The organism is Chitinophaga sp. 10T418 (assembly GCF_056394125.1).
The window spans coordinates 90,734-103,342 of record NZ_JBFTHG010000001.1 but is presented as its reverse complement, the minus strand read 5'-3'; the positions used below and the strand labels follow the sequence as shown (position 1 = coordinate 103,342).

The window sequence follows — 12,609 nt, the reverse complement described above, 5'->3', positions numbered from 1 at the left end:
GCGCACGCGGTGCCGGTTGGCGGACGAACAATTGCGGAATGGATTTTGTTTCATAAGCAAGCGTTAATTTAGCTGCCGGCCATTAGTGGCTCCCTTTAACAATTGCAAGCAGAAGGCCATATGTTATTATCAGGAATGTTATCTAAAACAGGAAAACTGTTCAGCGGTTTATTATTATTGGCTGTATTACAGGTACATGCGCAAAGTGGGATCAATAACCTGCCCGTGGTTACAAAAGTTCCGGCAGCGGGTACTACGGCACCCCTGATCATCTACATTACCGGTGATGGTGGGATGAAAAAATTTTCTGCCAACGTAATAGAATCCTTTCACCAAAAGAACTACCCGGTAGTAGCTTTGAATGCCCTTAAATATTTCTGGAGCAAAAAAACACCGCAGCAGGCAGCAAAAGATGTGGCAGCCCTGGTTAAATATTACCAGTTGCAATGGGGCAGCAACCACGGCGTTTTACTGATTGGTTATTCTTTAGGCGCAGATGTGCTGCCATTTATATATACCAGTTTACCTGCAGAGATAGCCACCGAGGTAAAGCAACTGGTATTGCTGTCTCCTTCTTTATACACAGATTTGGAAGTGCATGTGTCGGATATGCTGGGGAAGTCCAGTAATAAAGGTCTGAGTGTTCCCGGAKAAATCAATAAAATTACAGATAAGCCTTTATTGCTTGTATTTGGGGCAGAAGAAAAAGACTTTAATTTCTCTACGCTTAATATTCCTTATCAGAAGCTGATCCTTCCGGGTGGGCATGCGTATGATGAAGATGCTAATGGTGTAGCGGGTAAAATACTCACAGCACTGCATCCCTGACAGATAGGGATGAGTGGGCAAATGCCTTAGTTATCAGTGTAATTACATCGGCAGCTTGTAGCGTTTTTCCAGTTCATTTCTCATGGCAGAGGTGAGTGCTATTCTGGCTTCTCCTACCATTACGTGATCCAGATCGAGGTGGGTAATATATCGGAAGCCTACTACAAACCAGCGATGTACCCGCATAAAAGCATTGGCGGGTAGCTGAGACATGATCCAGTCCAGCTTTTCTGTTGTCACCAGTTTTTGATCACCCAGGTGTAAGGTGATATGATCATCCATCACTTCTACATATTGCAGGTCGTTATAGAATACCTTTTCATGGCGGTGTTGTGTTTTCAGTATAAAATATTCAGCAGAATATTTTGTGGGGCGGGCGATTCCTTCCATTTCTATGGTATTATATATTTTAGAAATCAAGTCATTCAATGCTGTTTGTGTAAACGGCAACTGCAGTAGTCCGGCCGGCAGAAAATCAAAGCCTCCATGAGGATGCTCAGTATACATCATCATCATTACCGGTAATACATCTTGTGGGCCAGGTGGTGGCGGGAGCGGATCTTCGTAGCTACCAACAATCAACACATCTATGGTTTGAGTTTCCAGCCAGAAACGTGCGTCTTCCATGGTATTGCAACGATCTACCAGGTAAACATATGGGATAGCAGACAAAAAATGCTCCAGCTCCCCGAATCCCTCCGGATCATTACCCAAAATAATACAGTTTAGTACCATAGAGCTGATTTTGGTCAATTATGGGTACGAGAATTTATTCGAGTCAGTTGCCCGCGGACACAGAAGATTTAAGTAGAGCAGGTGACTGAATAGAGACCCGCGTATTATCTAAAATCTAATCTAAACCGCGTTATGAAAAAAGAGTTATTGTTCGCATAATACTTTATCAAAAGCTGACAATATACTTCCCTGATAAAATTGGATCTATTTAAAGTAGGAACAGTTAATCCAATGTTAAGTATTATGGAAAAAGAAGGTGGACAGATAAGCTATTGTCAAAAGGACAACACCTTTCCTGTCCACCACTTAAGGAGGTTTAAATAAAAGATCCAGGAACAACTGTGTTAACAGCTGTGGGTAGATCTAAGGCCCGAAAAACGGGCAGCGTGAGCGCAGGAAAGCTAACAGGGAGGCCGGTTAACTGGTCAGTGCGCGGACCATGTTTACCAAATGTGCAGGAATAAAAGTAACATCGTACTCACGGTGATCAGGTTTTTTGAGAACCTGACGTTGAAGCCGCCTTTTTCTGAGTAGTAGTAACTTTCTTTGTACCGGTCGTACTCAATGGGAGCACCTAACTCCTTCATCATTTTGAGGAATTCATAGAGTGTTCTTTCGGAAATACGAAGCCGCTTGGCTAACTGAGCTGGCTTACCGGTCCCTTTGATCCTGATGAGGTAATCAATGGTTTGTAGTCTGTCAAAATAACGCTTTGGCATGTGGCATAGAGGGGTCTTAACGGTTATTTACTGAATATACGATATGTGCCTTGATTAAACCAGTATTCGCATATATATATTTAAATGTAAATATTAACAAACTGGTTTAAACGGGTTTTTCAAAAATTAGCTGCGGAACAATGGCGCTGATGCGGTTTAGCTGCGTACGGATATTAAACGTAGGCAGCTTCGTTTTATTGGTTGAATAATATAAAATAAATACTTACTGCAGTAATGCTTCATAGATAATGTTGGTAAGGGCTGTACCGTGATCTGCTGCGGGATCCGGCGGTCTGGCGGCATATATTTTTCCATTCTTTCCCACTACAATCAACGATGGATATTTACTGATATTATATTGCGTTAACACCTCCTGATGCTGCTCATCTGCATACAACAACCATCCTGGCAAATCCTTTACAGTACTACCATTACAGCAGATATTCACAAACGAAACAGTTCCTTCATTGAAACATGTTTTTACTTCGGATAGTATCTTCACCAATGAATCCGTGCTGTTGTAGAAGTGCAGCAGCACTACTTTCCCGCTGAATTGTTGCAGACTTACCAACTTCCCCTGCTGATCCGGAAAACTAAAAGCAGGTGCTATGCTCCCTTTGCTGATTCCTTTTCTGGATCGTCCGTAAATCTTTCCTATAGCCTGTTTGCAGGCATCATCCTGTGCCATCGAGAGGTAGTCCCGCACACACCACTCCTGTTCTTCTGCCTGATTGCCGGCAGCAAAACCCAGGGTAAGTGCATGCGCCAGTAGCTTATCCCGGAAACGGCCACTATAATGCGCTTTAACCCATTCGTAGATAGCCCTGTTATTGCATTCAAAGCGATGTTGTATAAAATAATCTGCCTCCGCTTTTTGCAGCAGATAACTCAAAAACCGTATAGCCATCGCCGTAGTATCTGAAGGTATGATCACCGGAAGCGCAGGCAAAATTTCCCGCTGATAAAAATGTACCTGTCGCTCCTCCATGGTACTATCCGGTGCAGGTGGCAATTTCCACAACGTACTTATCAGCCTCGCCCCGGCTTCTCCCTGCACATGCGCATTCACCAAAGACCAGGTCATGACAGTCAGGCTATCCCGGTAAACAGCCAATACCTGGCTGCCCTTCAACAGTTGCTGCCGGTACGCCGCTGCCAAAGCCTGCGCGGTCGCCTTCGCCGGAATGACTACAGCTGCCTGTTCTCTGCCTGCAGCATACATCGCCCGGCAAACAACTGCGCCCTTTCCTGTAAATGATAAACTATCTCCCCGCATATTTATATGTATACTGTCTCCCTCCCGGACCAGGCCATAAAACTGGTATCCGCTTCCGGCATCTACATAAAAAAATACCTGCCTGCCGGCAGATAGTGGCAAACGGAAATAAAAGGAATCCTGTTTTAATAAGGTATCCTGCGTAAGCGCCGGGGAAATACCCGGATCATACCAGTAAGCCAGCGATACATTCCGTACCGGGCGATCTGTTACCCTCCCCGTAATAACGGCGGTGGTTTGTGCTGCAGCGGATCCTGCCAGCAATATGAATACGCAGCATATACGCAGTAGCTGCCCGGGTATAAGAGGACGCATAAAAAAGGATTTAAAATGGTAAAATCCCCATGGTAAAGACCACAGGGAGATAATATTCACAACGATAGTAAATGAAAACTTAATATATATTTTAACGGGTATTACCGTTCGATACACCAATTTAGTGGTGCAATGTTAGCAGGAATAAAATACAGAAGTGTTAATCGTTTCTTAACTGTTAATACAAAACCGGATTTAAATATTAAACCAGTACACCAGTTTTAGTACCAATGCCCTGTTTCTTACGTAAAAAGGCTCAGGCAGATAGTTGTCGGTATATACAATAAAAAGGTCCGAGGCGGGCCTATAACGCCATTGGAAGCGGGTATTCAGGTTCATATTTTTCTGCTGCCCGTTGTACTGCATAAAGCCGGTAAAAAATAAGGTGTTGGTCATGGTCACATCCAAACGGGGGCCCACCAGCCAAAAAGAATTGGTGCCCCAGGGCTTGGGCAGGTTAATATAATTATAATTGGCACTGAGCGCAATACTTACGTAGGGCTGAAAACGATAACCCAGCTCGGTGTTGGTCATCAACCTGGTACCATCTGCATAATACCCCCCATAACGGGCAGACAATGCATAGGTAAACAAACGCTGAGGCTTGGATACATAATCCGCTCCCACCGTATTCCAGTTATGCTGAGAGCCGGTAAACAAACTATCCTTCCCGGTATTGGTAGGGTCAAACGGCTGCAATAATTTAATATAAGTATTGGAAGCCCATACATTCAGGGTATTGCGCTTGCGGAATACGATCCCATAGTTAAAGATGGTTTCATTATCCGTACGGTGAAGATTTTTCTCATCAAAAAACCAGGTGCTGGTTACCTGCGGTCCATGGCTCAGCACCTTGCCGGATAACGGGAAAAACAAGTGGGTGATCTGCGGCGCTATTTTCACATAGCCCTGCCGGGGCACATAGCCCACTTCTGCATTGTAATTACGCCCTACATACTCATGCTGCCACCCAATATTCCATTCCTTGCTGGTATATTGCAGATTGGCCGCATGGGCTATATCATGGCCGGTTTTATTCGGACTATACGATTTCAGAAACATCGCCTTTCCAGTCCAGAAGTTATTGGAAGAAGCCAGGTTATATTCCAGGCCCATGTTCCGGTTGTACCGGTTGTATACCGGATGATCTGTTACCTTCGCCGGATCATAGTTAACCGATTCCTTATTAATGAAAATGAATCCCAGGTTGGAACGGGAAAATACCCGGCGCTGCAAGGCCGCTACGGTAAAGTTCTGCGCCGGCAGCCCGGTTTCTTCCTGTTTACCGGTTTGCATATTCATGATGCCCAGCCGCCAGTCCTTATTGATCTTTCCACTCAAACGGGCGCCAAAATGAATAGGCACGCCCCCCAGACCGATACGCCTGGAGAAAAAAGGACGAATGGTGGAATAACCGAAATTAGAAAACTGATCCCCGTTTTCGAGGAAGAACTGTCGCTTCTCCGGATAGAATAACTCAAAGCGATCCAGATTGGTTACCTGCTTGTCCACATCCACCTGCGAAAAATCAGGGTTCACCGTTAAATCCAGATTCAGGGAAGAAGTTATTGCTACTTTGGCATCCAGCCCTGCATCCCGGCGATATTTTTCTTTGGTCCCTTTATCATAATCCTTAGAGATCCCTCCCAATAAATAAGGAATCAGTGATACATTGGCGCCCGCTTCCGGCGGCGCAGCATCCCAAACAAGACTACCCGTATATGCCAGCGATGCAGTGGCAAACTGCCTTGGTACCGGCGCCCAGGCCGACTTCTCCGTTGTTTCCAGGTCATTGCGGCTAAAGTTAATACCCCATTTGGTAATCCCTTTTTTATACCGGATAGTTTTAAAAGGAATAGCTGCTTCAAATACCCATTTATCCGGATAATTTTTCACCACAGAGGTCCACTTATTATCCCAGCTCAGATCCACTTTACCCCCATCATACATTAACCCATCCCATTGTGCACCAGCAGCGTTTGCGCCAAAAGAAAAACCATTGGTCTGGTCATCAAACGGATCCATGAACAACAGGAAATTATCATTCTTCAGAAAAGCAAAATCTCTTCTCAACGACTCTACCATATAAGGCCCCTCTCCGGTGGTATAATTTTCCACCAGCAGGTAAATATTTTTGTCATCATATGTCATCCGCACATCTGTGCGAAGTTTAGCTAAACTGGTATCCATAGGCAATACCATATGAAACTGCTGCGTCGCATCTGCCTGCTGCCAGGCCGCCTCATCTATTACGCCATCTATCTTTACCGGTGAAACGGCCTTACGCATCTGCAATTGATACGATTCATTTTTCTTTTGCGCCATTACAGTGATACCAAACAGGCTACAACAAAATACTAGTGGAATGATACGAAACATCAGGTCGTTATGGGTTGAACAAACAAAATACAAAAATTGAAAAAGGAGGAAGTAAAAAAGGGATGAATGGGGAAACAGCTTTTAGCCATTAGCTGTTAGCTGTTAGAAAAATGCAGCGAATATGAACTGGTATACTGTTTCATATTCGCTGCATTTTTCTAACAGCTAATGGTTAAAAGCTGTCTTACAATTTATTATTCTTCATTTGAGTATCTGCCACAGGAACCTTTACAGTAGTAGTTCTGCTACTACGGCCACGTGTGCTGAACACCTTCAGTTTTACCACTTTTCCACCTGCGGATACAGATGCAGTATACAGCGGGCTTTTTAACGTAGGCTCTTCACCGTTAGTAGTGTACCTGATCTGCAGACCCGGCATTTGTACATTAGCGGTAACTACACCATTTTCTACAGCAGCACCTGCGGTAGGAATACGCCAGTTAAAGCCTCCATCGTAATAATCCAGACGAGGCATTTCACGTTTACCCATTACATTGCTGAACACGCTCCATGCCTGTGCATATAACGCATCTGCCTTAGCCGGATCTTTTTCGGTAGCCCAGGCTGGGTCCTGTGCCCATGCACGTTCTGCAAGACCCAGTAATTTAGGCAGCATCATGTATTCCATACGATCAGAGCTGGTAACGGTTTCACTCCACAGCAACCCTTGTATACCCGGAATATTGGAAGCGCCGAAACCTGTCAAACGGTCTTTACCTACAAACAGTTCCGCTGTTACCGGGTTCCCTCTACCATCTACTTTTGAATTTTTGTAATAGTCGAAAGGAATGAAATAAAATGGCTTATCCACATCTACAAAACCACCCCAGTAGAAACCCGGTTCATCAAAAGATTTCATGTAAGCCATGTCAAAATAAAAATTGCTCACACCAGACAGGATCACCTTGTATCCTGCGTTTGCCAGCCGATATGATAAATCTTCCTGACCGCCACCGATCACATTATTCCACACGTTCAACTGAAAATTGTCGTTCACAAAATCCGGATTAGGAATACTTTGTGCCTCTCCGTTCAGAGAAGTTTTACGCATACCTGCTTCTTCCCATCCGGCTACTGTTAAGCCACGTGCTTTCACCAGATCATTTACCTTACGATAGTAATAATACCAGAGATCATTTACACTGGTAAGAGATTTATCCTGTTGCATCAATGCGATACAAGCGGGTGATTTTTCAAACACACCACCGGGCACTTCGTCACCACCCATATGCACAGCGGAGAGCGGTGCTCCTGCTTCTTTATACATGGCCTGCAGTTCTTCCACTACTTTATCGAGGAAATGATAAGTAGAAGGTAATGCTACGTTCATCACATTATCGTTCCAATATTGTACAGAGTGATAATCAGATTTATCCTGTAGATCAGTGAGTAAATACTCGCTGGCTTCCTGATCCTTACCTGCCGCTTTCAGGCGGTAGTAGCGGGATTCCATTGATTTCACCGCAGCACGCGCATGGCCCGGGCTTTCTATTTCAGGTAATACGCGTATATGCCTTGCCGTTGCATACCGGAGAATTTCGATAAAATCGTTGCGGCTGAAATAGCCGGTGCCGGCTGCATTGCTGGTATCAGGACCAGAGCCGTAAGATGGTGGCAGCATATTTTTCCAGTCGGTGCTATGTCCGCGTTTGGCGCCTACTGTCGTTAACTCCGGCAATGAAGGGATTTCCACACGCCAGCCTTCATCATCGCTGAAGTGGAAGTGTAAGATGTTTAATTTGTACAGGGCCATCAGGTCCAGTATGCGCAACATATCACGTTTGTTGTGGAAGTTGCGGGCTACGTCAATCATAAAAGCACGATAACCGAAACGGGGTTCGTCCGTTACTTCTACGCCGGGAATGCTGATTGATTTTTGTACACCAGACCAGGCAGCAGGTGCGATCAGTGTTTTCAAGGATTGAATGGCATAGAAAGCGCCTGCCTCAGTACCTGCTTTAATAACGATACCCTGGGGACTTACCTTCAGGCTATATCCTTCTGTTTTACCAGCCAATGCGGCATCATAGGTAAGTTCAACCGGTACATTGCCTTGCGCACGTTTACCTAACAACAGCTGTAATTCTTCTTTCAGCACATTAGCACTTGCCGAAAGCTGCGGATCCGCTTTAATAACGGGAAATGCATCCAGCACCAGGTTATTGCCGGTAGCGGTATAAGATACCGGGGTTGGAAATACCAGCGGCAACTGCGCCACCGGAATATCTTTTACTGCGGCATTCTGTTTAAATATATCCGTGGGCGTTACTACCGCTGTTTTGTCGCCAGGATAGCGCATCAACTGTTTGGCGGTGGTAGAAGAACGAATACTATAATCTTTAATCGGTACACCTTTTTCCGGTTGTGCATCCCAAACGAGATACAAACCCGCCGGAGCATCTGTAAAATTCACGGCCCAGGCATCTCCGGTAATACCCAGTTTGAGGGAGTCGCCGGGAGCAATACCATTAAAGCCATCAGCAGGTGTAAAACGGTACAGGTCACCGTTAATATGTTCTACTTTCACATGACCAGGCAATTCGCCGGGTGTTACCATCCTTACAAAATTGAAATACAGTTGCCATCCTTTAGCTGGAAAGGGCTTGTTGGTGGTATTTACAAAAGTAAAGGCCGACAGGAAGTTGTCGCGCCCCTGGTAGTGGTTTTCCACTACTTCCCAGCTGGTTTTCAGACGTGAAGCATCATAGGAGGATTGTTGTGCCAGTACAACTGCTACAGTACTGAACAGGAGCATACCCGTTGCTATCAACTTACCAAGATAATTGTATCTTTTCATGTTGTGGATTGATTAGAGAATTGGCTTATTTTGAAAGATAATAAAATAATTTAAAAACTGGTGGTTGATTAATTTGATCAACGGGATTTTTGGGATAAACGGAGAGAAAGGAAAGTTGGCGTGCGAGTTTGGGGATACGGCGATAAAACAATCATCATCCGGCTTCCGAAATAAAACAGATTTAACAAATTTATCTGACGTGCGTTAATTAGTTTTATAGGATAATGCGGCATAATAGATATAGATAAGGAAGTATTCAACGATCTCCCTTCGCGGGGAGCATTAAAAAATTACAAAAATCTCGTTTCATGGTTAAAGCATTTATCGGATTTTCATGTGTGAGCTTAGCTATTGTCATCGGCTTAGGCTTATTTTTCCCCTGGGTATTCTGGCTATTGATCCTTGTAGTACCTATTGTAATAATGGGCATGCTGGATATGCTTCAAACGAAACATGCCATTATCCGCAACTATCCCGTAGTAGGCCGTGCGCGTTACTGGATGGAAGCATTGCGCCCCAAAATTTACCAGTATTTTGTAGAGAGTGATATAGATGGCAGCCCGATCAACCGGGTAGATCGTTCCACCATTTACCAGCGGGCCAAGCGGGAACTGGATTCCCAGCCCTTTGGCACCCAGTTCAATGTGTATGCAGAAGGTTATGAGTGGATGGCACATTCTATTCAGCCACAGAATTTTGACAACCTGGAGAAGGACCCACGCGTAACATTTGGCGGGAAAGACTGCAAACAGCCTTATTCCGGCAGTATCCTCAATGTAAGCGCTATGAGTTACGGATCGCTCAGTTCCAACGCCGTACAGGCCTTAAATGGCGGCGCTAAGATCGGGAACTTTGCACATAACACCGGCGAAGGGGGGATCAGTGATTTTCACCTGAAACAGGGTGGTGACATTATCTGGCAGATAGGTACCGGTTATTTTGGTTGCCGGGAAGAAGATGGTAATTTTTCTGATAGTCTTTTTGCCGAAAAAAGTGCGCTGCCACAAATTAAAATGATAGAACTGAAAATTTCCCAGGGCGCCAAACCCGGCCATGGTGGTATATTACCTGCCGCCAAAAACACACCGGAGATTGCAGCCATCCGCCATGTGAAACCTTATACAACGGTATTCTCTCCTCCTTATCATAAAGCATTCGGCAGTCCGCGGGAAATGATGCTGTTTATACAGCGCCTGCGGGAACTGAGCAAGGGTAAACCTGTTGGCTTCAAATTATGTATAGGCCAGCCACGGGAGTTTTACGCCATCTGCAAAGCAATGGTAGAAACAGATATCTATCCGGATTTTATTACGGTAGATGGTGGAGAAGGTGGGACCGGTGCGGCGCCGCCTGAATTCTCCAACTCTGTGGGTATGCCGTTGATGGATGGACTCTCCTTTGTGCATGATACGCTGACGGGTTTCAATATCCGTCATCATATGAAAATCATTGCTTCCGGCAAAATACTGACGGGCTACCATATGCTCCGTGCCATGGCGCTGGGCGCCGATACCTGCAACAGTGCCCGTGCCATGATGATGGCGCTGGGATGTATCCAGGCATTGGTATGCAATACCAATAAATGCCCTACCGGCGTAGCTACCCAGGACAAATGGTTATCTGCCGGGCTGGTAGTAGACGATAAAAAACACCGCGTGGCCAACTATCACCGCGACACCATTGAGAGTGCCATAGAACTGGCTGGTGCAGCCGGTTTACGGGACCCGCATGATATTACAAGACGGCATATTTTCCGCCGCGTGTTTATGAACCAGGTGAAAACTTTCGAAGAAATTTATCCGAGTACAATGCCAGGGGCTTTATTGAACGGGCAAATGCCGGAACATCTGAAAAAAGAAATGGAAACAGTGGGGATTGATAACTGGGGATAAAGAGGAATTACGAATTACGGCTTTGTGAGTAGATAACATCGGATAATATCCGCGTTTACTATCTACTCACAAAGCCGTAATTCTTAATTCTTTCCTACAGGTTTATATAATGCTAATGCATTTTCCCTGCATATTTTCGCTGCAATATCTGTTGGAAAATTGTTGAGGATCAATTGCAGGTCTGTTGCTGCGAATGGTCGCGGAGCTCTGGTAGAAGGCAGATCTGTACCAAATAACAGTGCACCGGCATTGATAGCGGTTATCTGGCGCATCGCCGTTAGCACATCAAAATCACAGCGACTGAAACCAGTAGCTTTCACCCTGGCTCCTTTTTCTACCAGTGGCAATAAATATTTGAGTCCTGCTTTGGACAATCCCAGGTGATCGATCACTACTGCGGGTAATTTATGCAGTGTGGTAGATAATCCAGGTAGCTGGCGGGAGTCCACATATAATTCCACATGCCATTTCACGAGATCATATACACGTAATCCCAGTTGTTCCAGGAATTTTACACTTTCAGAACCTCCGCGTTGCACATTAAATCTGACGGCACGTATGCCCGCGTTATGGAGAGCTATAATTTCCTCATCGGTTGTACTGGCTGGTATCTGTGTAACGCCAACATAACCGGGTCCCAGCTGCTTCAGTGCTTCCAGCAAATACGCCTGATCGAATCCCTGGAAGGAACCTGATACCACTGCACCGCCCTGTATATTCAACGGCCCTACCTGTTGCTGATAGTCGGCAACAGAAAAATCCGCTGGCAAATACCCTTCGTTAGGCTGCAATGGGAACCGGTGATCAATGATATGCAGGTGTGCGTCAAATACGGGCTTATCAAACATAATCTCATCGTTGTTGTTACAGTCACAAGCTACAGAAAATAGCTGAAAGCAGAAAGCACCTAAATCTCCATCGCGCCGGCAGCAGCTTCGTCCACAAACCAGTGTAATTCACCCTCTTCCGGTCTGATGAGCTGGGAAGGGAATTTCTCCGCATCAAAAGTACCTTCAATCACATTTTTCAATGTAATGGCCTTATTGGCGCCGGTGGTAAGAAATACTACGCAGGCGGCCCTGTTGACTACCGGTGCAGTTAATGTAATGCGGTACATGTTCTGTGCTTCCAGGAAAAATGCTTTTACCCAGGCTTTCTGCTCCTTTACCACTGCCGTACCGGGAAACAGGGACAGGGTATGTCCATCATCTCCCATACCCAGTAATACCAGGTCAAAAGTGGTATCTTCTTTTCCAAAATATGATTTCAGGATTTTTTCATACTCCTCGGCAGATGCTTCCGGACCAATATCTGTGCGCATCACGTGGATATTTTCGGGATTAACCCCTACTTTATCCAGCAGCTCCAGGTAGGCCATACGGGCATTATTGCGTTCATCTTCAAAGGGTACATCTCTTTCATCTCCCCAGAAAAAATGTATTTTTTCCCATGGAATAACCATGTTATAAGGGGCTTTGGCCAGCAGGCTATATAATTGTTTAGGGGTACTGCCTCCGGATAATACGAAGGTAAAGCGCTCCTGTGTTTGTAATACTTCCAGTATGTAGTTGCTGATCCATGCAGCTACGTTTTCACTCAGTTGTGCAGGATCTTTGGCGATGTGTAGTTCCATAAGATGAAGATAATTACGAATCAGGAATTACGAAT

General features: G+C 45.2%; 9 protein-coding genes. 2 read left to right on the top strand and 7 right to left on the bottom strand.

The window, feature by feature from the left end; all coding sequences use genetic code 11:
• Positions 1-135 precede the first annotated feature (135 nt).
• Positions 136-828 carry an AcvB/VirJ family lysyl-phosphatidylglycerol hydrolase gene (locus tag AC1DCV_RS00380; RefSeq protein WP_477021351.1) on the top strand — a complete coding sequence of 231 codons (693 nt, stop codon included), beginning with the start codon at positions 136-138 and terminating at the stop codon, positions 826-828.
• A gap of 42 nt (positions 829-870) precedes the next feature.
• Here the strand turns inward: AC1DCV_RS00380 and AC1DCV_RS00375 are convergent, their stop codons facing one another.
• From AC1DCV_RS00375 to AC1DCV_RS00355, 5 genes are all read right to left on the bottom strand, one after another.
• Positions 871-1,563, bottom strand: a complete 693-nt coding sequence (locus AC1DCV_RS00375) for a LytR/AlgR family response regulator transcription factor (protein ID WP_477021350.1) — start codon at positions 1,561-1,563, stop codon at positions 871-873.
• Between the two features lie 443 nt (positions 1,564-2,006).
• Positions 2,007-2,282 (bottom strand): HTH domain-containing protein, encoded by a 276-nt coding sequence (locus AC1DCV_RS00370; RefSeq protein WP_133808462.1) that lies wholly within the window; start codon positions 2,280-2,282, stop codon positions 2,007-2,009.
• A 223-nt stretch (positions 2,283-2,505) separates the two neighbouring features.
• Entirely contained in the window at positions 2,506-3,873 is a 1,368-nt protein-coding gene (locus tag AC1DCV_RS00365; protein ID WP_477021349.1) for a peroxiredoxin family protein, read from the bottom strand.
• 195 nt (positions 3,874-4,068) lie between these two features.
• Entirely contained in the window at positions 4,069-6,252 is a 2,184-nt protein-coding gene (locus AC1DCV_RS00360; RefSeq protein WP_477021348.1) for a DUF5916 domain-containing protein, read from the bottom strand.
• 184 nt (positions 6,253-6,436) lie between these two features.
• On the bottom strand, positions 6,437-9,049 hold the full coding sequence (locus AC1DCV_RS00355) for a family 20 glycosylhydrolase (protein WP_477021347.1): 2,613 nt from the start codon (positions 9,047-9,049) through the stop codon (positions 6,437-6,439).
• Between the two features lie 308 nt (positions 9,050-9,357).
• On the opposite strand from AC1DCV_RS00355, the gene AC1DCV_RS00350 reads away from it, so the two are divergent.
• The gene (locus AC1DCV_RS00350; RefSeq protein ID WP_477021346.1) at positions 9,358-10,941 is read left to right on the top strand and encodes an FMN-binding glutamate synthase family protein; all 1,584 of its coding nucleotides are present in this window, start codon (positions 9,358-9,360) and stop codon (positions 10,939-10,941) included.
• A gap of 83 nt (positions 10,942-11,024) precedes the next feature.
• Here AC1DCV_RS00350 and AC1DCV_RS00345 read toward each other — a convergent pair whose 3' ends face one another.
• The gene (locus AC1DCV_RS00345) at positions 11,025-11,789 is read right to left on the bottom strand and encodes an amidohydrolase family protein (protein ID WP_477021345.1); all 765 of its coding nucleotides are present in this window, start codon (positions 11,787-11,789) and stop codon (positions 11,025-11,027) included.
• Between the two features lie 59 nt (positions 11,790-11,848).
• Positions 11,849-12,574: a 6-phosphogluconolactonase gene (pgl, locus tag AC1DCV_RS00340; RefSeq protein ID WP_477021344.1), complete on the bottom strand. Its 726-nt coding sequence runs from the start codon at positions 12,572-12,574 to the stop codon at positions 11,849-11,851.
• Between the last annotated feature and the right edge of the window lie 35 nt (positions 12,575-12,609).

Coding starts and splice junctions, on each gene's coding strand:
- AC1DCV_RS00375 (WP_477021350.1), bottom strand. CDS start 1,563: ATGGTACTAAACTGTATTATTTTGGGTAATGATCCGGAGGGATTCGGG.
- AC1DCV_RS00370 (WP_133808462.1), bottom strand. CDS start 2,282: ATGCCAAAGCGTTATTTTGACAGACTACAAACCATTGATTACCTCATC.
- AC1DCV_RS00365 (WP_477021349.1), bottom strand. CDS start 3,873: ATGCGTCCTCTTATACCCGGGCAGCTACTGCGTATATGCTGCGTATTC.
- AC1DCV_RS00360 (WP_477021348.1), bottom strand. CDS start 6,252: ATGTTTCGTATCATTCCACTAGTATTTTGTTGTAGCCTGTTTGGTATC.
- AC1DCV_RS00355 (WP_477021347.1), bottom strand. CDS start 9,049: ATGAAAAGATACAATTATCTTGGTAAGTTGATAGCAACGGGTATGCTC.
- AC1DCV_RS00350 (WP_477021346.1), top strand. CDS start 9,358: ATGGTTAAAGCATTTATCGGATTTTCATGTGTGAGCTTAGCTATTGTC.
- AC1DCV_RS00345 (WP_477021345.1), bottom strand. CDS start 11,789: ATGTTTGATAAGCCCGTATTTGACGCACACCTGCATATCATTGATCAC.
- pgl (WP_477021344.1), bottom strand. CDS start 12,574: ATGGAACTACACATCGCCAAAGATCCTGCACAACTGAGTGAAAACGTA.